Origin of the sequence: Leuconostoc sp. BM2 (assembly GCF_002095565.1) — a bacterium.
Lineage (GTDB): Bacteria > Bacillota > Bacilli > Lactobacillales > Lactobacillaceae > Leuconostoc > Leuconostoc falkenbergense.
On the sequence record NZ_MOWQ01000002.1, the window covers coordinates 84,069 to 108,904 of the forward strand.

Consider the following 24,836-nt stretch of genomic DNA (forward strand, 5'->3'; position numbering starts at 1 on the left):
TAATTTTTATTTCCTACCTACATATTTTAACAATAAATGCGTTTGATTTGTACGGTTAATACAATTATTTAAGTAAAATTTTTTGTTTTTATTTGGCAAACCAAGTCAAAATACGAACATTAAAAAACGCCATCGTTAAGATGACGTCGAAAGTTTTCTTATTATTGTGCCAAATAGCCACCGTCTACAACAAATTCTGATCCTGTCGCAAACTTTGACTCTTCACTAGCCAAATAAACAGCCATATAAGCAATATCATTTGGCTCACCAATGTGGCCCATTGGTGTCTGTGTACGTTGTGATTGTGCTTCTTCAGCACCAGGAATATTTTCTACCAGTGGCGTCTTGATATAACCTGGGTGAATTGTGTTAACACGCAAATTATAATCATTTAGTGCAGCGTGTAATGCAGCTGACTTGCTCAAGATTCGTACACCACCCTTTGAGTGATTGTAAGCAGCCAAGTTAGGGTCACCAACAAATCCTTCAATTGATGACATGTTGATAATTGAAGCACCGCCAGGTTGATTCTTCATATATTGAATGCCGTACTTAGTACCCAAAAATACACCATCAGAATTAATTGATTGCAAGAATTTCCAGTCTTCAAAAGTTGTTTCTTCAATGTTCTTCGCAATTGCGATACCTGCATTGTTTACCACAGTATCAACATGTCCAAACCACTTAATTGTGTTTTCAAACAAATCAATCCAGCCTTGCTCATCTGAAGCATCGTGCTGTACAAATCGTGCCACTGATTCATCACCAATTGACTTTACAGCTTCCTCACCAACGTTAGCACGACGTCCTGTGATAACAACTTTTGCACCTTCTTCAACGAACTTCTGAGCAATAGCCAATCCAATACCAAGCGTACCACCTGTAACAATTGCAACTTTGTTCTTTAAACGATCTACCATGAGAATTCCCCTTTTTTCTTTTATATAGTTTATTATATCACAATAATTGTTAAAAAATTCACTATCTTTGTAAGCGTTCACATTCATTTCAATTTTTGATCATTAAAAAAGCCAACTTTCGTTGGCTTTACTTTGACAAGATTGATTCAATTGTTGTTAATTCATCGTCAGAAAACGTCAAATTATCTGAAAACTTTAAATTATCAATCAAATGTGTGACATTGCTTGCCCCAATTACAACACTTGCAACGCGGCGATCTTTTAGCAACCAAGCTAAAGCCATTTGTGAAAGCGACTGTTCTCTTTGTTGGGCAATCTTATTCAAAGCATTTAATTTGTCAATTAAAGCTACTTTACCTTTTTCAAATAATACGGCATTTGTACGGTGAATTGGATAATCATCTGGTATATCATTGAGATATTTTGATGTTAATAAGCCTTCAGCTAATGGTCCATAGGCAACGAGACCAGCATGATTTTGATCCAAAACTTCTAATAAACCGTCGTTTTCTGCGGTGCGATTAAGCATGTTGTATGAAACTTGGTTGCCGATAAATGGCGTTCCTAGCGTCTCAAAAATTTTCGCAATTGCAGCTGTTTGTTCAGCATTGTAATTTGAAACACCCACGTACAATGCTTTGCCTTGCCTAACAATCAGATCTAACGCACGCGCTGTTTCCTCAAGACGTGTGTTTGGATCCCAACGATGGGCGTAGAATATATCAACGTAATCCAATCCCATTCGCTGCAAACTGAGGTCTAACGCTGCCACCAACGTTTTTTTACCAGAAAATTCACCCAACGGACCAGGCCACATATGATAGCCGGCTTTAGTCGTAATCACCAATTCATCACGATATGGCTTTAAGTCCTGTCGAAATACCTGTCCAAATGTTTCCTCGGCTGTACCATTACTTGGGCCATAGTTAGAAGCATTATCAAAGCTAAAAATACCGCTATCAAAAGCCTTTAAAATAACTTTTTTTGAGTTTTCTAAGGGCATTTGATCACCCAAATTTCGCCATAAACCAAAAGAAACTGCTGGCAAAATTAACCCTGAATCACTCACCCGACGATAAGGTAACTTTTCATAACGTTGCTCATCTGCTGCATATACCATTATTTCAATTCCTCCAAAATTAATTTTGCAATACGTTCATGATCGGCGACAGTTGGATGAACACGATCAGTGGCAATTTGCCAGTTGTTTGTATTGATAAAAGTCAACGCTTCAAATCGTGACATCTCGTTTCGAAAAACAGTTTCAAATGCGCCATTAAACGGTAGTAATATAAAAATTTTTGCATCGTGGAAACGCTTGATAATCTCTAGTAAATAGACACGTAAGCCAAACGCAAAGTCCTGAGGACTGGCCCCATAGTTCAAATCATTGGTACCATAATTAACGACTACTATATCGGTTGAAACCAATGGCCGTGGCACATTGAGCGCAACATGCCATAATGATTCAATTGCAGTTGGTACTTGAAACGGTGCAAAAGGTGTTAACCCTGAGCCACCATAAGCAATGCGTGCCAATGGTTTTTGTAGTGCTTTAGAAACCAACACCGGATAACTCAATTCAGGATGATCACCATCTGATGCCATCTCCTCACCTACCGTAATCGAATCACCGACAAAGGTAAGAAATGGTTGCGACTGCGTAATGGGAGAAACCAAACCATTATCAATCGACATTGACAATAATTTTAACGGAGATGTCCAAAATAAGGCTTGATCTTTTTGCCAAGTTCGTAACATCAGAGAATGACGACCGTCTTGAATGGATATTGTAGCGCGACCAGTTGAATCGACAACAATATCTCGCCAATCATTGTCATTAGAGGAGTATGCTAACGTAATAACACTATATGGGTTGTCAAAAACAATTTGTAATTTTTTGACACCATCAGTTATAAAACTTAACGAAGCACCCTGCTGTGTTGTAACATAGTAATCTTCCTGTTGCGCCCACTCGGGAGATAACAGTGGTTTTAAATCAATCCTCATAATGTGACGTCCATATTATCTTGACTTTTCAGCACGTCTTGAATACTTTCAAAGGCATCGACACGTTTGAGAGCCTCAGCAAACGGCGCCGCCACAGATAACTTAATCAGCTTGCTAAATTCCTTTTTAGCAGGTACTTCAATTGTATTTGTAACAATGAGCTGTTTGATGTGAGACTGATCCAATAATTGGCTCGCTTTGTTAGATAAAACAGCATGCGTCGCAACAGCGTAAATGACATCAACCCCAGCAGCATTGAGTGCCTTACTCGACTGAACCATACTTGCCCCAGTATCAATAATATCATCAACCAAAATAGCACGCTTACCGGCGACATTTCCTGTGATTTGATAGGAGAATTCATTCGTATTCTTATCTAAACGATGGTCGACGATAGCCCATTCAGCATGCAACAATTTAGCAAATTTACGAGCGCGCGCCACACTTGTGTGTCCCGGCGCAACCACTACCAAATCATCCCCGAGCAAATTATTTTCATAAAAGTAGTGACCAAGTGCTGGCATGGCAATCAAATGATCCACCGGAATGTCAAAGAATCCTTGTACCTGATCTGCGTGCAAATCCATCGTCATAACGCGTTTAACACCTTGAGACTCAAGCATGTCTGCAATCAATCGTGCCGAAATCGGTTCTCGTGAGCGTGCTTTTCTATCTGCACGCGCGTAACCAAAGTATGGAATCACCACATTTATTGAATTAGCAGAGGCTCGTCTGGCAGCGTCAATGAATATCATCAAACGCATAAAGTTTTCATTGACGGGATCTGAAATGCCTTGGATAACATAAACGTCACGGCCACGAACAGTATTTTCAATGCGCTCATAAATTTCATTGTCAGCAAAAGTTTTCACATCTATTGGGGAGAGCGGCTTGCCCAAAATAGTTGATATTTCCTGTGCAAGTTGGTTATTACTACCAAGATTAAACAATTGATAGGCTGGGGTCATGTGATTCTCCATTCATTATCGTTCTGATTTTATTATACTATATGAAAACGATTACATGAAATCATAGGGTGATATATTTGCCATCCCAATCATTGGATCAATACTACCATCAATGATCTGATTAACAGTGAGTTGATTAGCTGACACTGCTGCTTGCGTCAACTGATTTGCCGTTATAGCAACATTTTTTTCGGGTAACGGCATCGTTTTTTCGCCATCAAAATTCAATCGTTGTTGCAAAAATGTTTGACGTGGGGGTACTAAAGTTTCAGCGGCACGTTGAAACGCGGCGTACTCCCCCACCAAAATCAAAGCTTCTTTAGCACGTGTCAAGCCAGTATACAAAAGATTTCGATTTAGCATTAGGCCAAACTGATTGGTTAACGCCAAAATGACTAATTTGAACTCATTACCCTGTGCCTTGTGAACCGTGGTGGCATACGCTAGTGTCAATTGATTTAAGTTCTTTTTTGGATAAGCCAGTTCTTTCCCATCAAAATCAATTATCAGGCGATCTTCATTATCATCATTGCTAGGATCTTTTTTATACTGAACAGCGATAATTTTCCCCATATCGCCATTGTAAACATCACGTTCGCTGTCATTTTCTAACTGCAACACCTTGTCACCTTTGCGAAAAATCAAGGCACCAAACTGAATACTTTTTTGAGTTGGCTTAATGGGATTAAACAAGGCTTGCGCCATTTGATTTAAGGCATTCACCCCTGCAGAACTCTTATACATTGGTGTCAAAATTTGTAGGTCATCTTGCGTGAAACCCTTTTTAACAGCAGAAGTGACTATCTGTTGAATGGCGGTCAACGCTTGATCTGCCCCCACCATAAAAGCCGATCGGTCAGGTTGATGTGTTAAAAAGTCACTTGGAAGTCGGCCCTTTTTAACATTAGCTGCCAAATCAGAAATACTACTACCTCTACCCTGCCGATAAATGATGGCGAGTTCCACATGTGCAATTTTTTGAGAATTGACTAAATCAGCAAGCACATTTCCGGGTCCAACAGACGGTAGTTGATCACTATCGCCAACAACAATCAGCTTCATACCGTTTGGTACAGCCGCAAGCAGCTTAGCGGTCAGCTCAATATCTAACATTGACGCCTCATCAATAATAAGCAAACCACCGGCAATTGGATTATCCGCATTAAATTCTGGTTCATCCAAATCAGAAATTCCCAACAAACGATGAATTGTTGAGGCCTCATGTCCGGTCACCTCAGTCATACGTTTTGCAGCGCGACCGGTTGGCGATGCCATCCGTACTTGGTATTGTTTTAACAGCTTTTGCCCATCTGCAGCGGTACTTGCACGTTGCTGCACTATTTTTTGCCATGTTGCAACAATCGTTCGAATAATCGTTGTCTTGCCAGTTCCTGGTCCGCCCGTCAGCAAAAAAATGGGTGCGTTTAACCCCTCTTTAACAGCTGAAATTTGTGTTTCATCTAAGGTCATATTGCCTGGCGTCACAAAAGCTTGGTCAATGTCTGACATTGTTAATTCAAATGGTGGCGTGGCTGTTTGTAAACGCTGAATATCATTCGATACTTGAACTTCCGCTTCAAATAGTGTGTTAGGGTAATAACGACCATCATCATTCACTAAAATATGACTACTAATCAAACGCGCAATCGCTGTTTCAATTTGTGTTTCAAAGCTTTGACCCTGCTCATGAATCATTTGAGCAACCGCATAACGTAATTGGTCATGATACAGATAAGTGTGACCGTGCTGAAAGCTGACTCGCATAACCGCCGCATAAACAGCTGCTTGTAAACGTTTTTGATCCGAATCTTCAACACCAATTTGGCGACCTATTTCATCGGCTTTTTTGAAATTAATGCCTTCAAATTCGAATACGAGACGATATGGATCTTGCATTAAAATATCTTGTGCCTGATTACCATATTGGTCATATAAGCGACCTGCTAGGTCAGCCCCAATGCCAAATTGATTACCAATTTGGAACAAACGCTCCAAACCAAGGTTGAGTTGCAGCGTTTTCGCCATTTTTTTCGCGGTTGAATCCTTAATGATACCGTCTAAAACAGTAACATCTGCTAAAATCAAATCCACAGCATTTAGCCCGAGATGATCAACAATTTTTTGTGCAGATTTTGGTCCAATACCTGAAAACTGACCACTAGCAAAATATTTAATTAATCCATTTTCATCAGGTGGTAATTCATTTTCGTATCGTTCCGCCTTGAATTGTTGCCCGTATTTGGGATGGCGCACTGTTTGACCATAAAAAGCATAAACTCTACCTTCTTGGACATCACCAAAAGTTCCCGTCACAATGATTTCAGGCGCGTCCCAGTCGTCAAGTGACGTCTCTTCTACTGACACAGATAAAATTTTAAAATAGGAATCCGTTGACGTAAAAATTACAGATTGTAATGTGCCAATAACTTTATCCAATTCTGTCGTTACTAATGCCATTAAATTGTTGTCGAGTCATCTTGCTTTTTATTGAGATAACTCGTATTATTCCAATCTTCAATTTGATAATGTTCACCATCAACAGTTGATAATACAGTTGTCGAGGTATTGCTCAAACCACCACGTTCGCGGATGCTCATTCGTGGTTGCTGTAATAAACCATTCAATCCAAAAGAAAGTGCCATACCGTGCGATACAATCAAAATATTGTCGTTTGGATATTGTTGTGCTATATCTTTAATTACTCGCACAAAACGTTTGGTCGCTTTGGTATAACCTTCACCACCAAATTCCTGACCCTCGAACTGATTCAAATCATGACGATAATTATTGTAGGCCTCTGGATAACGTTCTTGCACATTTGCAACTAATTCACCTTCCCATTCGCCTAAACCAACTTCGGCCAAATTAGATCTTAGTGATAAGGCTGGTGATGCCTTTAAAAATTGCGCAATTTTTGTAGCAGTAATCCGAGCACGTTTAATCGGCGAAGCATAGATGTGAGCAAATTTGGCGTCGCTCAAAAATCCGCCTACTTTTTTCATATCCGCATAACTTGATGGCAGTAACTCTGAATCACCATTGCCACCTTGAAAGCGTCGTTCGAGATTCCATTCCGTTTGACCGTGCCTAACAAAATAAAATTTAGTCATATTGATTGATTTACCTCCAAAAAAATTGATGATGACAATGCGTTCTAATTAACCTTTGTAATAACACCGCGTTGCACCAATTCATCAATAAAAAAATGATACAACTTGACAATTTCTTCAGCATTATTGTTTTTGAAAATATCCACGCGAACCACATCCCCTGCTGAGACCGTGCTCATTTTGAAACCAGTCAAATCTTGATTAACGGATACTTTAAGCTGAATTGAATTAGCTAATGCTTTTTCTGGCTCTAATGCTCGATGCAAAACATGAATTCCTGCATTGTTAGTGACAAATCCTAAATCACCTAGCGTATATTTTTTTAGTTGATCACTCAATTGATAAGTCGCGTCTCCGGCGATTGTTACACTTTTCTCAAATGCCATTATTTTGTAGCTCCTCAGTTAGTCTAACTACCATTATAGCAAAAAAGCACCACTATCGTGGCGCTGATTGACTTAAAACTTTTGATTAAATTCAGATCCCTTTGGATGGTTAGGGACTTTTATCTTACCATTTATGATTGCCTTTTTAGCTTTATTAACAGCCTTCTTTTCGGCAGAAGTTAATTCTGAATCCGTGAGATAAACACCATGCTCTTTCAAACCATAAGCAATTGTTTTACCACCAGGGAATTTTTTGGTCTTGTTGTAATTATCCGCAACATTTTTGACACCATCGCCTACTGACGTAATTGATGAAGCTAATGTCGATGTCGTCTTTTTACCATCTTTTGAAGTGTAAGCCCCATCAGACTTTTGATCGCGGTCAACACCAATGATGTAGAGACGTTCTTTGGAATCTGCGTTCAACTTAGCATTTTCTGCCTTTGCTTCAGAAAATGCGCCATTTCCAACAAATCCAGCTGCCGCAAAAATAGTACGAATACCAGAAGCATACATCGTCGCTGCAATTGTTTTTCCTTTAGCAGAGTCAGTAAATGAGTTAGCATACTGCTTTTCAACTTTCAAAGATGAATCAGTTGCTTTTACACCAGCTTCAAACCCTGCATCAAAGGCATCAATAATGTTACCGTGAATACCACCAATGAAGCCAACTGTTTTTTCACCGTTGGCGTCGGCTTTTGTTGCTGCAGCAACACCAGCGAGATATGATGATTGTTCAGAACGGAACATGACACTTGCGACGTTTTTACGACTTTTAACAATGTCATCTACCAAAACAAATTTTTGTTTAGGGTTCAATTTAGCAGATTTTGTGATTGATTGGTTCAATGAATAACCGATACCATAAACAATCGTGTACTTCTTACTCTTTGTTGCCAAATTAAAATTTTGATCAAGGTCAGAATGATCAGCTGTATTAAAATAAGTCACAGGGGCATTTTGACCAGACTTCAAATTATTTTTCTTAGCATAAGCTTGTGCGCCTTCCCATGCAGATTGGTTGAATGAATGGTCATCCACACCCCCAACATCCAAAACAAGGCCTAATGTTGCTGCCTTACTAGTATCAGTTGATGATGTTGATTTATGGCTAGTAGCCGCATAAATACCGCCGCCAATCACGGCAACTGCTACGACACCAGCAATAATTTTTGTTGATTGATTCATGGTGATTCTCCTCTATTACGCTCTCACGTTTTTTCATTGGGTACGCTGACGCGTAGCACCGACCCAATTATTTTTGACTAACTAAATATAAGCTGTACTTTTTTCAATTAGTTCCAGCTATTGATTTTACATTAGTGGCAATAAAAAACAAGGCCCATAGTGGTCCTTGCTTTTTTATTTTAACGATCTTAAGAACACACTTACAGTTACTTACTTTTGCAGAGCTGAACGAATAATTGCCCAAAAATGCCAGTTTAATTCACTTGTTCTAATATCCAAATACTCAGTTTTTGTGTACAAACGACTGCCTTGTCGATAAGGTACTGTTAAAATACTTTGGTTAAAAATGTGTGCCTCAATGATGCGTTGCGCTTTATTTAATCTTCGAAGTAACTGCGAAACCGTTTCATTTTTATTTGATTCAACACCATAGGCGGTTGCTGCGCGTAATGATAATTTAATCAAATTAGGTTTCACTGATGAGCCGACATCTGCGATGTTTCTTGCAAAACTTTCATGCCAAAATACAATGTCACTCAAATAGTCTTTTACTGTCCACTGCTCTGTTAAATATTGCTTTTCATCAGTTAAAACAACCTCATCACAATTCAAATCAGTTAACTGAAACAATCGCCTGAATTGCTGTAAAGCATATTGTTCACGTATCAAAGCAGCTGTCAAAACACTATCAGGATTATCAATTATCATGTCAAAAACCGCTTTCTCTGATTTAATTGCTTATTGGCACATTATTTTTAGTGCGTTTCTCACTTATGCACGCACAGCAAAGCGCAACCCTTTTGGCAAAAAGTTTTTGATTTGTCCGGTCACAAATTTACCCCAACCAGCACCATTGCCGTTAACCACCATCAATATCCACCCCTTAGATAATGGATCATCAGTATTAATAACATCGCCATGAGCATAATCAGCCCAGTCTTGATCCACTAAATTAAATTGCTGCTTAACTTGTGTTGGTGACACAGCTAAAGCCAGAGCATGTGCTGGTTCAAAACGATTTTTTTTGAAGGTACCTATTTCCAATCCCGGGCGCACAATCTTCAACCCATTCAAATCAGGTGTCGCATCAGGCGCAAGGAATAACCGATCACCAAACAGCAAAAATTGACGATTTTCAATGTCAAACTGTTGAAAAGTTGATTCCCAAAAATCAGCAATAACTTTTTGTTGCTCACGATTAAGTTCGGCTGGTTTGAGCGCTTTTATCACATTCTCAGTAGGTTCTACTTCTTTAGCCCTTTTGACCAATTTTGCTACAAAATGCCCTTCACCATTTAAATGATGTGGCCATAAACGCGCTGTTTTTAGGAGCTCAGAACGATTTTGCGTTTGACTAGTTGTTGTCACGCCACTGACAAAATCAGAATCAGCCCACTCTGGACGCCCATCACTAATGCCACTGTTAATCGGCTTATCAATTGGCATCAGCTCAAATTCTGGATAAGTATCAAGTAACCAAGCTATCATCTGCTCATCTTCTTCAGGTGAAAAAGTGCAAGTTGAATAAACTAACTCACCGCCAGGCCGTAACATCTTAACTGTTTCATGTAATATTTCCCGTTGCCGTTGTGCGTTTTCAGCAGGGTAATCTGAATGCCAATAAGCCATTGCTGCCGGGTCTTTTCGAAACATCCCTTCACCTGAACATGGGGCATCTAGTAGAATTTTGTCAAAAAATAATGGTAGTCGTGCACTCAATTCCGCCGGTGTCTGTGAACTGACAATTGCATTTTGAACACCGAGTCTCTCGATATTTTCGCTTAATATTTTAGCACGCGACATAAAAATTTCATTAGACCACAGCAAGCCTTTTTGCATCATAAAAGCCGCCAAATGAGTTGATTTTCCACCCGGTGCTGCAGCTAAATCTAATACTTTTTCTCCAGGTTTTGGGGCAAGAACCTCACCCACAAATTGAGCAGACGGTTCCTGAGAATAGACAACACCGGTAACATGATCTTTTGAATGACCATCAACCGTTCCGAAGTATCCCCATTGACCATAAGGCACTTTTCCATCATTTGGTGTATCATGCGACACTGGATTTGCTTTCAAAGGGTTAAGTCGATAGCCCTTTTGATGGATAGTCTCAAAACTGTTAAAAAAATCCGTTGCTTCCTGTCCTAACAAACGTGTGTACTTTTTTTTGAAATCTTCAGGTAAGTTCATGAGTATGCTTCAACCTCATCAAATGTTGGAATTGAAGGAATGGCTCCCGGTCTTGTTACAGCGATAGCGCTAGCTATGCTAGCACGTTTTACAGCATCATCTAAATTATTAAAATCAGGTGCTATAACACTCGCTAATGTGCCAATGAAAGTATCTCCCGCCGCTGTGGTGTCTTGTGCGACTACCTTTTCAGGTTGTGCCCACCATCTTCTTTGGCCATCAGCAACAAAAGATCCTGCGGCGCCAAGCGTGATAATACTTCGCTTTGCGCCTTTTGCTTGCAACGCATCCGTCACACGATTTAAAACACCTTCGTCATTTACAACTTCAATTCCTGTCAACAGTTGCGCCTCTGTCTCATTTGGCAAAATAATGTCTGTAACAGCCATTAATTCGGGCGTTAATTCGTACACTGCTGGAGCCGGATTTAAAACAGTTTGAACCTGATGGTTATGTGCTAGCTCAAAGGCTGCCAAAATAACAGCATACGGTACCTCAAACTGCGCAATAATCAAATCGGCATCAATAATTAAGTCGCGATCTAAGTCGGCAGTTGTCAGAGCTTGATTAGCACCACCATGAATTAGAATTGTATTGGCGCCATCATCTTGTAACATGATAAAAGCAGACCCAGTCGGTACATCACCATTAGTTTTTAATTGATCGACGTTAACCCCGTTATTGACAAGAGTAGCGCGCATGAATTGACCATTGGCATCATTACCAATTGCACCAATAAAGGACACATTGGCCCCTTGCCTTGCCGCTGCAACGGCTTGATTGGCGCCCTTTCCACCCGGTGCAGTAGTCACATTAGTCAAAGCCATTGTCTCTCCGACTAGTGGCATTCGCGGCATTTTCATAATGCTATCAACATTCAAACTTCCAAGAACAACGATTTTTTTTGTCATAACTTTCATCCATCTCATTAATGTCAAATAAAGTTGATAACACAATTGGTTATCAAACATTATTTTTGCATAAAGTTAATTATATCATTTATTATCACACACTTGGAAAGTCATCAAAAAAGACACGCTCGTCTTAAGCGTGTCTTTGAATATCGCCACCATTTTCGATCATAATACGCAGCATTTCCATTAACTCTTGATTTTGATTTGTCAGTACTTGCAATTCAAATCGCATCGCCTTGATCTGGCGTTTCATTTCAGCTAAATCGTCGGTTGTATTATCTTGATAGCCAAATACTTGGTGATATGGTTGCTTATTACCTGTGTAAACAGACTCTGAAAAGGTATCACGTTCTTGACGCACCCACCGCATGACCGTGTTATAGGGAATCTCAAATTCAGAAGCCACTGATTTTCCAGATTGATGGCGGTTAATGATTTTGTCACAAACTTCGTTACGCGTTTTTAATGAATAATGTGCTCTAGTTTCCATTTTTTACCATCCTTTTTAATACTTTGATAATTATTATAAAGGAAATATTTATATTTAAAAATGGACAAGTTGAACAATATTACCCATTTAATATTAAAAATGGTATATTTTAAACGCTAATCATTGCGAGTGTTGCCCGTTTGATCGTGAATTGCTACAACTTTGGCATTATTAACTCGCCCTGTGCCAGAATATGGTTGATAATCATCAAACAAAACACCTTGATCAGCCCACCATTTTCTTAAAACTTCTTTATTGGCATCAAATCTTGGTGGTAACGCAAATGTTGTTCCTAAATCTTGGACAGATTCATCTAGTGTAAAACCGGGATTAGTAGTTGCTACCTCAACGCGATTACCACCTGGTTCAATAAAGTATATAGAATTGAAATAGCCACGATCAATATAGACTTCACGACGCCAACCTTGTTCCTCTGCACGCGCCCACAAGTAATCTAGATCCTGCGAAGATTCGACGGCTAAAGCAAAATGATCAGTTGATCCTTTGCCAAATTTTGATTCTGGGGCATCGTTAGGTGTTTCGTACAAATAAATGGCCTGTTCATCTGCCAAATTAATAACGTTGCCCTTAACAACAACGCCATAGTCACTGAATAGTTGTTCAAAAAAATTCGCAGTCGCCACAACATCAGGAACATGTAATTCAGCACCTAGAATACCTGTGATTTGTTTGTTCGCTGGAACATCTGACATAAAGTTGATATGCCAGTCAAATTGTTGCTGATTGACTGCCTTAATTTCAATTGGAATAGCATCAAAGTCTTGTGTGTGTAGTATACCACGGCCATCAATCGTTGCTGGTAAGTTGAATGATAACAATCGTTCTTGCCAATATGGTAACGCACCTGCTGGCACACCAAAATGTAGCCCATTGAAAAACATTTTACCGTCGACACGAGGACGATCAAGTTTTGCATCTGGGAAAAAAGTGACCACAGTACCCGGTGTGCCAATGAAATCACCATAATAAACATGCCGCATGTGAGGATTAGCCTGATTAATAGAATTTTTTATGAAGCGTAAACCCAAAATATCAACATAAAAATGTGCATTTTGTTTAAAATTACCTGTTAAAAGAGAGACGTGATGCGTTTTCATATGCTTATCGCCATGCGCGTCAAAAGGCGCGCCTTTCTATTTTTATTGTTGATTAAATTATATATGCCCTAAATAAAAAAGCAAGCATTTTGATTACTTTTTAGAAGCTAATTATCCATTTTTGGTCTAAAATAACGATATATTGCCTGCGCAACTACCAATAAGAATATTGCTGCAGCTAACATTAACGTTTTATCGGTTTGATCATGGTAAACTAACATTGCTCTTATTAAAGCTGTCACGCCAATATATAAGAAGTTGCCAGTTGAAATGTGTGCGTCTTTTATGAAGTATTCACGCACCAAACTCAAAAACTCAAAAAACAAAAATACAACCAATATTTCTTCGGCCAATTCTGTAAAATGACCAGCGATATCGGTCATCCACAACATTTGAGCGAGATTCAACAACTCTCGTAGCAAAAATCCAAATATCACGACGCCAATAACAATCATGACTGCATTTAAAACATACTCGAAGTAACCTGCAACTTTTTGATGCCACTCATGCTTCATTTATTCACCGCCTTTTCATATTTATCACGTTAAAAATCAAACAAACTCAACTGATTTTCATCTGGTAGTCCTTCTAGAACGGAATGCTGTGTCATAAAATCAATAATCGTTTGTGACACTTTACCTCGTTTTTTGAGGTCTTCTTTACTCAAAAAAGGTTTTTCTGTTCTTGCAGCAACAATTTGTTTAGCCACGTTGTCACCTAATCCTGGCAGAGAAATAAATGGTGGTATTAATGTTTCGCCATCAATCACCCATTCAAGTGCTTCCGATCGGTTTAAATCAACCATTTTGAAGCTGATTCCCCGCTCAAGCGCTTCGTTAGCCATTTCAAGAACTGTCATTAAATTCTTATCTCCAACAGTCGCATCATTGCCAAGTTCACGTAATTTCTTTAAAGCAGATTTGGTTGCTTCTTTACCCCGACTCATCGCAACAACATCAAAAGCATCCGCACGAACCGAAAAGTAAGTTGCATAATAAATTGTGGGGAAATAAACTTTAAAATAGGCAATCCGCAATGCCATCAAAACATAGGCCGCAGCATGTGCCCGTGGAAACATATACTTAATTTTGAGCATCGACTGGATGTACCACTCTGGAATGTTTGCTTCACGTAACTGCTTTTGGTACTCATCAGTGATGCCTTTACCTTTACGGACTTTTTCCATAATGTTAAAAGCATCAGCTGCTGGGAAGCCCCAATTAATTAAATCGGTCATGATTTTATCACGCGTTCCAATAACAGTACCAATTGTGGCCGTTCCGTTTTCAATCAGCTCGTTAGCGTTGCCCAACCAAACATCAGTCCCGTGAGATAGGCCAGAAATTTGTAATAGCTCAGAATAAGTATGCGGTTGCGTCTCTTCCAACATACCACGCACGAAATTAGTGCCGAATTCAGGCAATCCCAGTGTACCTGTCTTTGAAAAAATTTGCTCTGGCGTCACACCAAGTGCTTCAGTAGAAGTAAATAAACTTAAAACACCCGGGTCGTTTGCTGGAATTGATTGCGGATCAATGCCAGACATATCCTTTAATGTTCGCACCATTGTCGGATCATCATGTCCCAAAATATCCATTTTTAATAAATTATCATGAATAGAATGATAATCCATGTGAGTTGTTTGCCAGAGAGATTTTTGATCATCAGCAGGATACTGAATCGGTGTGAAATCATAGACTTCATATTCACGTGGCACAATCAATATACCACCGGGATGCTGTCCTGTTGTCCGTTTGACGCCTGTGATTCCTTGGGCCAATCGTTCAATTTCTGCCCCACGATAATGTTTATCATGATCCCGTTCATAGCCTTTCACGTAACCAAAAGCTGTTTTTTCAGCCACTGTCGCTATCGTTCCGGCACGGTACACATTATGCTCGCCAAACAGTACTTTCATGTAATTATGAGCAATTGGCTGATAATCACCAGAAAAATTCAAATCAATATCTGGCACTTTATTTCCGGTGAAGCCCATAAAAGTTTCAAACGGAATATTTTGTCCATCACCAATCAACATTTCACCTGGATGATTGGGATCTTCTTTTTCAGGCAAATCATAACCAGACTCATATTGTTTCGGATCAACTAGTTCGAAATAATCACCATGCGCGGATCGATAATGAGGCGGCAACGGGTTAACTTCAGTTATACCCGACATTGTGGCGACAAACGAGGATCCTACGGATCCTCGCGACCCAACTAAATAACCGTCTTTAACAGATTTAGCTACCAAACGTTGGGCAATCATGTAGTGTGGCGCGAAACCATTACCAATAATTGCTTTCAACTCTTGGTCTATGCGTGCTTGTATTTCTGGTGGAATTGGATCACCATACCAAGCTTTTGCCGTCCGGTAAGTTTTTTCAGTGAGTTCATCACCTGCACCAGGAATATTTGGCGGATAGGAACCACTTTTCAACGGTTCAATATCGTCAAGCATATCAGAAATAAGATGCGTATTCTCAATCACAATCCTTTTTGCTGTTTCGTCACCAACAAAAGCAAAATCATCGAGCAATTCTTGGGTCGTTTTGAAATAATTATCAGGTAAAGCAGTTCTATTTTGTGGATTACCTGGTTGTGTTGCAATCAAAATATTACGGTAAATTTTATCTTCAGGGTTGGTGTATTTAACATCACCAGTGACCACCACTGGTTTCCCTAATTCGTCACCAATGGCAATCATTTCCTCTAAAATTTCTTGCAGTTTTGTTTGGTCGGAAATTAGTGCCGATTCAATCATTGGTTGATAGTTTGCGGTTGGTTGAATTTCAATAAAATCATAATATTTAGCTTTTTCAGTCGCCTCATTTTTTCCTTTTTCAATGAGAGAAATGATGACATCTCCGCCAGTATCACCTGTTCCTACTAGTAAACCTTCACGATATTGCTGTAAGATGGAACGCGGAATTCGAGGTACCCGAGCAAAAAACTCAATGTTTGAACGGGAGACCAGCTTATAAAGATTTTTTAACCCAGTCGCATTTTGAACCAGCAATGTCACATGAACCGGCCGCCCATGCTTCCACGCGTCCCCTTCAGTCATGTGGTCGTTAAGTTGATTATGGTAGTTTAAATCAAAACGTTCTTTCGCCTCTTTCATCAAGCGCCATGCGATATGTCCAGTAGTTTCAGAATCGAAAATGGCACGGTGAGCTTGCTCTAAATTAATATTAAATCGTTTAGCAATCGTGCCAAGTCGGTAGGATTTATAATCAGGATATAACCAACGAGTAAACGGTAACGTATCAATAATAGGGTTACTAATTTGGGATTGTTGATAACGCGCATAAGCGGCGTTCATGAAGCCAATATCAAATGTTACATTATGACCCACTAAAATAGCATCACCGCACCACTCTCGAAAACGTCGAATTATGTTTTCTTCACTGTCAGCATTTGCTACCATAGCATCAGTAATTGATGTCAAATTGGTAGTGAATTCAGATAATGGAAAACCTGGATTAATATATTCTGAGAACTTATCAACAACGTTACCAATTTGCATTTTAACAGCGGATAGTTCAATGATTTTATCTGTTACTGCCGAAAGTCCAGTAGTTTCCAAATCAAAAGCGACAAAAGTTGTGCCTTTGTCTAATAGTGAAATTGGTCGCAGATTGAAGGCAATTGGTTCACCATCTTCGACCAAATTAGCTTCCATACCGTAGATCATTTTGAGGTTATTTTTACTACCCGCAGCAACCGCCTCAGGAAAGCCTTGAACATTTCCAGTATCAGTAACAGCCAAAGCTGTTTGGCCCCAATTTTTTGCGAGCTTTGCAACTTCTGAATAGTTTGTCACAGCATCCATGGTCGACATGTTTGTATGAACGTGTAACTCAATGCGTTGCTGTTCTCCAATATAATCTTCCTGACGATTAGCATGATCAATGACTTGTAAATCGTAGATATTCATAACCAGTTCGCGGGCATAAGTATCTTCTTGAACATTACCACTTAGCCGAACCCACAAACCAGCCTTCAATCCCTCAAACACAGCTTCATCAGATTCATTATTAGAAAACTTTTTGGCTGAAATGGAACTTGAATAATCAGTTATTTTGATAGTGAGAAGTTGTCGCCCTGAACGCAATTCTCTGATTTCATCAGCAAAAATATAGCCTTCAACCACCACACGATTTTCTTCACCATCGATGTCTTCTAATCTCGTAATTTCAGCATCAGTTGAAATTTTACGACCCAGCGTTAGCGGCACACCCTCTGATGTTGTTTTTGGTTTAGCCTGTTTGTTAGCTTCAATTGCTTTTTGCAAGTCTTCACGGGCCTTAGCGTGATGCTGTGCAACATTTTCCTGAATTTCTTGTGCCAGTTGTTCATCGAGCTGTGGCACTAATGTGATTTTGGGAAAACCAAAACTTTCATATGCTGAAATTATTGAGGCAACCGCCTGACTATCTAGTGATTGAAATAGTAGTTGCGCACCAACTGCAACACTGAATTCGTTATCATTTAATAATTTAAGAATCGTGTTACTTGCTAACTGTTGCGCCTTGGCATGGTTTAATTTAGAGTGATCTAAAGCCAAATGCCAGTATTGTGCCATCATTTCTTGATTAATTGCTTGCGATTGACTGGAAATCATTATTGACACGTCAGCTATATTAGTAAATGCTTTTTTCAAATATTGCTGAAATTGCATATATACGTTGGCTGGCAGCGGTTGCAATAATTGAATGTGGAATACCCACTGTCTCTGTCTAGCTGATACATCTACGCGAGTTAGCTGACCACCTTCAAAAAAGGATACAATTTCGTCTGATAATTGAATCTGACTAATTAAATGCTTTAATTGTTCTTCATGGGTTAACGCCATTTGTCCCCCTAATTTGAGTAAAAAAGCCGATCAATCATCGGCCAAATGTTTACTCACTTATTTATTCACTGTCGCCTTGAAGCAAAACTAAAACTGAGTCAACCACTTCACTCACTCGCATCTCAATATTAGTATTACTTGCACGAACTTTCACTTCAACAACGTCTTCACTCGCCTTTTTACCTACTGTAATTCTAATTGGTAATCCAATTAAATCAGCATCAGCAAACTTGACGCCTGCACGTTCCTTACGATCGTCAACCAAAACTTCCAAATGCTTTGCCTCTAGCAACGATTCAAGTTGTTCAGCAACACGCACTTGATCGGCATCTTTCGTATTCACCGGTACAATGTGGACATCAAATGGTGCAACACTGGCTGGCCAAACTAACCCAGCCTCATCAGCTTTTTGTTCTGCAATCGCGCTCAACAAACGTGAAACACCAATACCATATGAGCCCATTACAACATCAGTTTGGCGACCATTTTCATCTAAAACCTGTGCGCCTAACGACTTAGAATAACGCGTACCAAGTTTAAAAATATGACCAATTTCAATACCGGAAGTAAATACTAAGTGCCCTTTGCCATCAACAGCCAAGTCACCTTCTCTAGCGACACGAAAATCGCCAATATTTGTTTCCTCAACTTGGACGTCTCGTCCCCAATTCAAATTAGTCAAATGATAACCATCTTCATTGGCTCCAGCGACAAAATTTACCAAATCGGCAGCCCGTTCATCGACCAAAAGTTGCACATTTTCAGGTAGTTCGACTGGTCCTAATGATCCAAAACCTGCACCAACAATATCTCGGACACGGTTTTCGTCAGCTAATTCAAATTTATCAGCATTCAAGAAATTTTGGACCTTAACCTCATTAACATCATAATCACCTGTTGTCACAACTGCTACAAGCTGATCGTCAGCAATAAACATCATTGTTTTAACAAGTTCATTGGATGATTTACCCAAAAATTCTGCCACTTCCGCAATTGTTTTTACTTCAGGAGTTGCAACTTTTTTCGACGCCAATAATTCTGCATCGGTGATTTTTCTCTCATAGAAATCCTTGGCCATTTCCAAATTTGCCGCATAGTCAGTCGCGTCAGAATAAGCAATGGTATCTTCTCCAGCAGCTGCAGGAGCCGAAAATTCTTTTGAATCCGATCCTCCCATAGCGCCGGCATCACCGACAATTGCCCGATAATGCAGACCAAGTCGATTAAAAATGTTGACATACGCTTTTTCCATATTGTGAAAGGCATCATCAAGGCCATCTTGGTCGGCACTAAACGAATAAGCATCTTTCATAATGAACTCACGTGTTCGAAGTAACCCAAAACGTGGTCTATTTTCATCTCGGAACTTTGGTTGGATTTGGTAAACCACTAAAGGCAATTTTTTATATGACTTAATTTCATCAGCAATCAACTGAGTAAAGGTTTCTTCGTGTGTTGGTCCTAATATGAAATCACGATCTTGCCGGTTTTTAAATTTATACAACGCTGGACCATATGTCGCATAACGACCTGAGCGTTGCCACAATTCTGCTGGTAAAATTTCTGGAACTAACATCTCATTGGCGTCGATTCGCGCCATTTCCTCACGAATGATGGCTTCAATTTTGTTTAAAACCCTTTTGGCTAAAGGTAAATATGAAAACATACCAGCTGCAACGGGGCGGATATAACCTGCTTTTAACAATAATTGGTGGCTTTTAACCTCTGCTTCCGCCGGAACTTCTCGTAAAGTTGGCATCAGTAATTTAGACTGTTTCATATAAACTCCTCTTTTATTAAATGTACTCTCATTTATTTTATCGCAAAATATCATTAATAGTAACAGCAATCATTAGAATTACCATTGCAATTGCACCTACCACGGTGACACCATTTTCAAATGATGCTGGCAATGGACGCCTTAGAATCGCTTCCAGTAAGTTCAAGATTAGTTTACCACCATCTAGAGCTGGTATTGGAATTAAATTCATAATACCTAAGTTAATCGACAAAAATGCCATATAGAATAGAATATTCAAAAATCCTGTTTTAGCAACAGTAGACGTTGTTTTGGCAATTGAAACTGGACCACCTAGTTTATCCAAACTGAACCCGCCACTAAACAGATGTGTCAGCGCGTACCAAATCCGGCTAGTTGTCGAAGCGGTTGTGTAAACACCATACTTTATACGTGCACCAAAGCTCTGGTGTGTTTTCTCTGTGATACCCACTAACGGCGTTTTTGCACCATTAACCGTAACCAATTTGGGTGTGACTTTGATAGTCTCTTGTTTACCGTCACGGACAATATCAATCGTCATTTGTTTGTGTCCAACACTGCTAATAACGGTTGCTACATTTTCCCAAGTTGTGGTTTTATGTCCATTCACTTCGGTAATTCGGTCACCTGCTTGCAGTCCAGCCTTTTGAGCTGGCATGTTGTGTTGAACTGTGCCTACAATCGGTTCGTTAAGTGTAACACTTGGTAAGGTGAAGCCTAGTCCTGAAAAAACCACTAAGGCTAAGACAAAGTTCATAAATGGTCCGGCAATATTAATCAACGCGCGTCGCCATAATTTTGCACTTTGAAACCATGTGTCACGTGGTGCGATTTGAACAGTCACACCATTTTCTTCAATGATGGTCGCATCATGACTAACAGATAACACTTTCATCTCTGAATCATCAGCTTGGTAACCTGTCAGCGTCAGGTCATCACTCAAGTCGAAAGTGTCGATTTGAAATGGTACACCTTGACCCGCCTGATCAATCCGTGTGTCAATTTCGGTAACTTTACCCACCTGATCAAAGCGTAATCGTAAGCGCTGTCCTGCTTCTAAATCCGGTGTTTCATCCATTCCAGCCATCCGTACATATCCACCAACAGGTAATATACGGATTGTATAGGCAGTATGATTGCGATTCCAGCTCAATAACTTTGGCCCCATACCAATTGCAAATTCACGAACCAATACACCAGATTTTTTGGCAGCAAAAAAATGCCCAAATTCATGTACTGTAACCAATACACCAAAAACAAATATGAATGCAATTATCGCCGTTAAACTCATTCCAAATCTCGCTTTAAATTAACATGCCTAAAATAGACATCAGTGGCATAACAACTAACATTGAATCAAAACGATCTAAAATACCACCATGCCCTGGTAAAATATTGCCTGAATCTTTTACGTTAAAATGGCGTTTCAAACCTGACTCGATTAAATCACCAAGTTGACCTGCAATAGACAAGACAACTGCAAATAGTAAGAGTTCAATGAAATTGTATGCTGGCAACCAATTAAATATAGTGTACAAAGATGCCACAACAATTACTGCTACCAAACTACCACCAATGGATCCTTCCCAAGTTTTATTAGGACTAATTTTGGGGGCGAGTTTGTGTTTGCCAATAGCTCGGCCAACCATATAAGCACCTGAATCAGTTAACCAAACAATTAGCATACCAAACATCACCGTTGCCAATCCTTTTGTGTCGGCTTGGAAAAAATAATGAAATCCAGTACCAATATACAGCATGGCTAGAGTCAATGTCCCAGCATCATCAAAATTAAAATGGTTGCGGCTAAAGACTGTATGTAGTAATAAGAGAAATGCTAGTATATAAAAGAATATATGAGCACTTTTAATGAGTGGGACGTCTTGCCAAAAACTATTTGGCAAAATAAGTGCCACAACACCTATAAAACTAACCCAAGCTTCGGCAGAAACAAAAAAACGATGTTTCATCCGCAAAATTTCACTCATCGCAATCACACCCATAATCAATGTCAAAATCAGAAGTGGTGCGCCGCCCATGATTAAAAGAGGAACAAAGATAATCAAAGCAACTACTGCCGTAATCACACGTGTTTTCATGGCTTACTATTTCTCGCTTTCGTCATTAAGACCGCCAAAACGACGATCTCTTTTAGTGTAAGATGTAATAGCTTCTATCAAGTCTTCACCTGAATATTCTGGCCATAAAACATCCGTAAAGTATAGTTCAGCGTATGCCGATTGATAAGGTAAAAAATTACTCAAGCGCAATTCACCCGACGTACGAATCATCAAATCAGGCGTCGCTAATTCACCTAAAGGTGAAGTTTGAAGGGCGCTGGCAAAATGATTAGCGTCAATCTCTTCAGCGGTCAGATCACCTGACGCGACCTGTTGTGCTAGTAATTTCGCTGCTGCCACAATTTCGGTTTGACCACCATAATTAAGAGCAAAGTTCAAAATCATCCCCGTACCCTGCGCTGTTTGTTCAATCGCGCGCTGCACGGCATCTTGCGTACCCTTAGGTAGGCCCGCAACATCGCCCATAACTTCAACACGAATATTATTTTTAATCAATTCTGGTACAAAATCATTAAAAAAATCAATCGGTAATTGCATCAAAAAGTTAACTTCGTCATTCGGGCGTGACCAATTTTCGGTTGAAAAAGCGTACAGTGTCAATACTTCAATACCTAAGTCGCTGGCTGCAATCGCAACTTTTTTGACAGTTTTCATACCCGCTTTGTGGCCAGCAACACGTGGCATAAAACGTTGTTTTGCCCAACGACCATTACCATCCATAATAATGGCAACATGTCGCGGAATTTTGAGCTGGGAGACGGTCTTCGTCTCCTCATTTTTAATTTTAAAAAGCGCCAAAACGCTCCTCCTTCGTATGCAACCACTGAATGCATATATTGTATCTAACCTATTTTACCAGAATGGCGCGCAAGGTACAAAAAAATTCGATAAGAATTATCCTATCGAATCATTAAAATTATTGAACCGTAACACTCTTTGCCAAATTACGTGGTCGATCAACATCTAAGCCACGGTCAAGGGTCGCATAGTAGGCAATCAATTGTGCCGGAATGACTGTCAGCAATGGCATTAAGAGCTCATTGACCTCAGGGAGAACAAAAGCATCATCTGTTTTAGCCAAAGTCTTAGCGGCAATAATAATCGTATTGGCGCCTCGTGCTGCAACTTGTGCAATTTCACCACGGACAAGTCCAGCAGTTTTAGTCTGAGTCAGCAAAGCAAATACTGGTGTACCTTCTTCAATCAAAGAAATTGTACCATGTTTTAGCTCACCAGCTGCAAAACCTTCAGTTTGAACGTATGATATTTCTTTTAGCTTCAACGCCGCCTCAACAGCAACCGCTGCATCTAAGCCACGTCCAATATAAAATGCTGAACGACGATTCTTTAAGGCACTTTCAGCAATTGATTTGAAAGTGTCTTTTTGATCAATAATCACTTGCATTTCAACAGCAACTTTTGCTAACTCATTTTTTAAATCAAATGGTGTATGACCAACCGCTGCAGCCAAAATAGCTGTCACAATAATTTGTGCTGTATAGGCTTTTGTCGAGGCCACAGCAATTTCAGGGCCAGCCAACAATGGTAAGGCAAAGTCCGCTTCACGAGTCAATGTTGAATTCATGACATTAGCAATGGTTAAAGTTGGATAACCTTGTTTTGTGATATTATCCAGTACTTCACGTGAATCAGCTGTTTCCCCAGATTGGCTTAAGAAAATGAAGAATGGCTTTTTACTCAACAAGGGCTGCTCATAAGCAAATTCCGACGAAATATGAACTTCTGTTGGTGTTTGTGTCCACTGTTCAAAATATCGTTGCCCCACAAGTCCCGCGTGATATGATGTTCCAGCTGCAACAATATAAATGCGATCTGCTGCCTGAATAGCCTCAATAACTTCAGGAGCAATATTTTGCACCTGCCCTTCATCGTCAAAATAGTATTGTGACAAAGTACGTGCAACGATGGCCTGTTCATCAACTTCCTTTAACATATAGTAAGGATAAATTCCTTTGTCTGTTTCAGAAGCATCAATATCTAAATGAAAGGCCTCACGGGTAATTTGTTTGCCATTTGGATCAAACAAATCAATCTTTTGCATGTCAATGACAGCAATTTCCCCATCCATCAATTCAATAAAATCATGGGTCACGTCTAACATTGCTGTTGCATCTGATGTCACAACGTTGCCAACTTCAGAAACACCAATTAATAAAGGGCTCTTTTTCTTAGCCGCATACATCAAATCGGGTGTCTGACGATCCATTAAAAGAAAGCCATACGCTGAGTTACCATCTAACAAACTAATCATTCTGCGAAATGCGTCAAATGTCGACAAGTGGTTTTCCTTTGAAAATTTGTCAATCAATTGGACAGCAATTTCAGTATCTGTTTGTGAGTGAAGCTGAACGCCTTGTAAATATTGATCACGCAATGCTTCATAATTTTCGATAACACCATTGTGAACCAAGTAAAAACGTCCATCCTCGGACATGTGTGGATGCGCATTTTCAACTGATACACCACCGTGAGTTGCCCAGCGTGTATGGGCGATACCCGCAGTACCTTCAATACCCTTACCTTCTGTTGCACGTTCCAAATCAGCTACGCGACCTTTTTCTTTGACAAGAAAATCGCCTTTATCGCCGTCATTCACATAAACACCAGCTGAATCGTACCCACGATATTCTAATTTTTCTAGCCCTTTTAACAAACTAGGTAACACTTGATTAACACCTGTAAATCCGACAATTCCGCACATATATAGCCTCTTTACCAAAAATGGTTTACTTTTTATTTTTAACTAACAGTAGCTATTTTACAGTCTTTGTAAACTTTTGTCAAACAATAAAAATAAATTGG

General features: G+C 39.7%; 20 protein-coding genes. All 20 read right to left on the minus strand.

All coding sequences use genetic code 11. The features are described from left to right. Positions 1–161 precede the first annotated feature (161 nt). Entirely contained in the window at positions 162–920 is a 759-nt protein-coding gene (locus BMG01_RS01515) for a glucose 1-dehydrogenase (protein WP_004916020.1), read from the minus strand. Positions 921–1,047: 127 nt separating this feature from the next. Further along, positions 1,048–2,040 (minus strand): aldo/keto reductase, encoded by a 993-nt coding sequence (locus tag BMG01_RS01520; protein ID WP_004916023.1) that lies wholly within the window; start codon positions 2,038–2,040, stop codon positions 1,048–1,050. Then, a complete protein-coding gene (locus BMG01_RS01525) occupies positions 2,040–2,930 on the minus strand; it encodes an SGNH/GDSL hydrolase family protein (RefSeq protein WP_004916025.1) in 891 nt (296 codons plus the stop codon). Before BMG01_RS01525 ends, BMG01_RS01520 begins: the two co-directional genes overlap by 1 nt. Then, positions 2,927–3,898 carry a ribose-phosphate pyrophosphokinase gene (locus BMG01_RS01530; protein WP_004916026.1) on the minus strand — a complete coding sequence of 324 codons (972 nt, stop codon included), beginning with the start codon at positions 3,896–3,898 and terminating at the stop codon, positions 2,927–2,929. Before BMG01_RS01530 ends, BMG01_RS01525 begins: the two co-directional genes overlap by 4 nt. Before the next feature lie 51 nt (positions 3,899–3,949). Beyond that, positions 3,950–6,355 (minus strand): ATP-dependent RecD-like DNA helicase, encoded by a 2,406-nt coding sequence (locus BMG01_RS01535; RefSeq protein ID WP_036067610.1) that lies wholly within the window; start codon positions 6,353–6,355, stop codon positions 3,950–3,952. After that, a complete protein-coding gene (locus BMG01_RS01540; protein WP_004916032.1) occupies positions 6,355–7,008 on the minus strand; it encodes a histidine phosphatase family protein in 654 nt (217 codons plus the stop codon). Before BMG01_RS01540 ends, BMG01_RS01535 begins: the two co-directional genes overlap by 1 nt. 44 nt (positions 7,009–7,052) lie before the next feature. Then, positions 7,053–7,394 (minus strand): DUF1831 domain-containing protein, encoded by a 342-nt coding sequence (locus tag BMG01_RS01545; RefSeq protein ID WP_004916034.1) that lies wholly within the window; start codon positions 7,392–7,394, stop codon positions 7,053–7,055. Positions 7,395–7,466: 72 nt separating this feature from the next. Beyond that, the gene (locus BMG01_RS01550) at positions 7,467–8,582 is read right to left on the minus strand and encodes a BMP family protein (protein ID WP_004916036.1); all 1,116 of its coding nucleotides are present in this window, start codon (positions 8,580–8,582) and stop codon (positions 7,467–7,469) included. A 210-nt stretch (positions 8,583–8,792) separates the two neighbouring features. Further along, on the minus strand, positions 8,793–9,290 hold the full coding sequence (locus tag BMG01_RS01555; protein ID WP_004916037.1) for a hypothetical protein: 498 nt from the start codon (positions 9,288–9,290) through the stop codon (positions 8,793–8,795). A gap of 63 nt (positions 9,291–9,353) precedes the next feature. Further along, a complete protein-coding gene (locus tag BMG01_RS01560) occupies positions 9,354–10,772 on the minus strand; it encodes an RsmF rRNA methyltransferase first C-terminal domain-containing protein (RefSeq protein ID WP_004916040.1) in 1,419 nt (472 codons plus the stop codon). Continuing rightward, positions 10,769–11,683 (minus strand): ribokinase, encoded by a 915-nt coding sequence (gene rbsK / locus BMG01_RS01565; protein ID WP_036067300.1) that lies wholly within the window; start codon positions 11,681–11,683, stop codon positions 10,769–10,771. The genes BMG01_RS01560 and rbsK overlap by 4 nt, the downstream gene beginning before the upstream one ends. A 133-nt stretch (positions 11,684–11,816) precedes the next feature. Beyond that, entirely contained in the window at positions 11,817–12,176 is a 360-nt protein-coding gene (locus BMG01_RS01570) for a hypothetical protein (protein WP_004916044.1), read from the minus strand. A 116-nt stretch (positions 12,177–12,292) separates the two neighbouring features. Continuing rightward, a complete protein-coding gene (locus BMG01_RS01575) occupies positions 12,293–13,294 on the minus strand; it encodes a VOC family protein (protein ID WP_004916046.1) in 1,002 nt (333 codons plus the stop codon). Between the two features lie 107 nt (positions 13,295–13,401). Then, complete coding sequence (locus BMG01_RS01580; RefSeq protein ID WP_004916048.1) at positions 13,402–13,809, minus strand: phosphate-starvation-inducible protein PsiE; 408 nt, start codon at positions 13,807–13,809, stop codon at positions 13,402–13,404. A 29-nt stretch (positions 13,810–13,838) separates the two neighbouring features. Beyond that, on the minus strand, positions 13,839–18,152 hold the full coding sequence (locus BMG01_RS01585) for a PolC-type DNA polymerase III (RefSeq protein ID WP_004916050.1): 4,314 nt from the start codon (positions 18,150–18,152) through the stop codon (positions 13,839–13,841). Positions 18,153–18,213: 61 nt separating this feature from the next. Beyond that, on the minus strand, positions 18,214–19,932 hold the full coding sequence (locus BMG01_RS01590; protein WP_004916051.1) for a proline--tRNA ligase: 1,719 nt from the start codon (positions 19,930–19,932) through the stop codon (positions 18,214–18,216). Positions 19,933–19,969: 37 nt separating this feature from the next. After that, positions 19,970–21,223 carry an RIP metalloprotease RseP gene (gene rseP, locus BMG01_RS01595; protein WP_004916053.1) on the minus strand — a complete coding sequence of 418 codons (1,254 nt, stop codon included), beginning with the start codon at positions 21,221–21,223 and terminating at the stop codon, positions 19,970–19,972. A gap of 13 nt (positions 21,224–21,236) precedes the next feature. Then, positions 21,237–22,031: a phosphatidate cytidylyltransferase gene (locus BMG01_RS01600; RefSeq protein WP_004916054.1), complete on the minus strand. Its 795-nt coding sequence runs from the start codon at positions 22,029–22,031 to the stop codon at positions 21,237–21,239. Positions 22,032–22,037: 6 nt separating this feature from the next. Then, a complete protein-coding gene (locus BMG01_RS01605) occupies positions 22,038–22,811 on the minus strand; it encodes an isoprenyl transferase (protein ID WP_004916056.1) in 774 nt (257 codons plus the stop codon). Positions 22,812–22,929: 118 nt separating this feature from the next. Then, positions 22,930–24,735: a glutamine--fructose-6-phosphate transaminase (isomerizing) gene (gene glmS, locus BMG01_RS01610; RefSeq protein ID WP_084013410.1), complete on the minus strand. Its 1,806-nt coding sequence runs from the start codon at positions 24,733–24,735 to the stop codon at positions 22,930–22,932. Positions 24,736–24,836: the final 101 nt, after the last annotated feature.

What these genes read in the sequence shown, in the direction of transcription:
- BMG01_RS01585 (WP_004916050.1), bottom strand. Translation starts at nt 18,152, where the DNA reads ATGGCGTTAACCCATGAAGAACAATTAAAGCATTTAATTAGTCAGATT.
- BMG01_RS01590 (WP_004916051.1), bottom strand. Translation starts at nt 19,932, where the DNA reads ATGAAACAGTCTAAATTACTGATGCCAACTTTACGAGAAGTTCCGGCG.
- BMG01_RS01575 (WP_004916046.1), bottom strand. Translation starts at nt 13,294, where the DNA reads ATGAAAACGCATCACGTCTCTCTTTTAACAGGTAATTTTAAACAAAAT.
- BMG01_RS01540 (WP_004916032.1), bottom strand. Translation starts at nt 7,008, where the DNA reads ATGACTAAATTTTATTTTGTTAGGCACGGTCAAACGGAATGGAATCTC.
- rseP (WP_004916053.1), bottom strand. Translation starts at nt 21,223, where the DNA reads ATGAGTTTAACGGCGATAATTGCATTCATATTTGTTTTTGGTGTATTG.
- BMG01_RS01530 (WP_004916026.1), bottom strand. Translation starts at nt 3,898, where the DNA reads ATGACCCCAGCCTATCAATTGTTTAATCTTGGTAGTAATAACCAACTT.
- BMG01_RS01570 (WP_004916044.1), bottom strand. Translation starts at nt 12,176, where the DNA reads ATGGAAACTAGAGCACATTATTCATTAAAAACGCGTAACGAAGTTTGT.
- rbsK (WP_036067300.1), bottom strand. Translation starts at nt 11,683, where the DNA reads ATGACAAAAAAAATCGTTGTTCTTGGAAGTTTGAATGTTGATAGCATT.
- glmS (WP_084013410.1), bottom strand. Translation starts at nt 24,735, where the DNA reads ATGTGCGGAATTGTCGGATTTACAGGTGTTAATCAAGTGTTACCTAGT.
- BMG01_RS01550 (WP_004916036.1), bottom strand. Translation starts at nt 8,582, where the DNA reads ATGAATCAATCAACAAAAATTATTGCTGGTGTCGTAGCAGTTGCCGTG.
- BMG01_RS01535 (WP_036067610.1), bottom strand. Translation starts at nt 6,355, where the DNA reads ATGGCATTAGTAACGACAGAATTGGATAAAGTTATTGGCACATTACAA.
- BMG01_RS01515 (WP_004916020.1), bottom strand. Translation starts at nt 920, where the DNA reads ATGGTAGATCGTTTAAAGAACAAAGTTGCAATTGTTACAGGTGGTACG.
- BMG01_RS01600 (WP_004916054.1), bottom strand. Translation starts at nt 22,031, where the DNA reads ATGAAAACACGTGTGATTACGGCAGTAGTTGCTTTGATTATCTTTGTT.
- BMG01_RS01525 (WP_004916025.1), bottom strand. Translation starts at nt 2,930, where the DNA reads ATGAGGATTGATTTAAAACCACTGTTATCTCCCGAGTGGGCGCAACAG.
- BMG01_RS01580 (WP_004916048.1), bottom strand. Translation starts at nt 13,809, where the DNA reads ATGAAGCATGAGTGGCATCAAAAAGTTGCAGGTTACTTCGAGTATGTT.
- BMG01_RS01520 (WP_004916023.1), bottom strand. Translation starts at nt 2,040, where the DNA reads ATGGTATATGCAGCAGATGAGCAACGTTATGAAAAGTTACCTTATCGT.
- BMG01_RS01545 (WP_004916034.1), bottom strand. Translation starts at nt 7,394, where the DNA reads ATGGCATTTGAGAAAAGTGTAACAATCGCCGGAGACGCGACTTATCAA.
- BMG01_RS01560 (WP_004916040.1), bottom strand. Translation starts at nt 10,772, where the DNA reads ATGAACTTACCTGAAGATTTCAAAAAAAAGTACACACGTTTGTTAGGA.
- BMG01_RS01555 (WP_004916037.1), bottom strand. Translation starts at nt 9,290, where the DNA reads ATGATAATTGATAATCCTGATAGTGTTTTGACAGCTGCTTTGATACGT.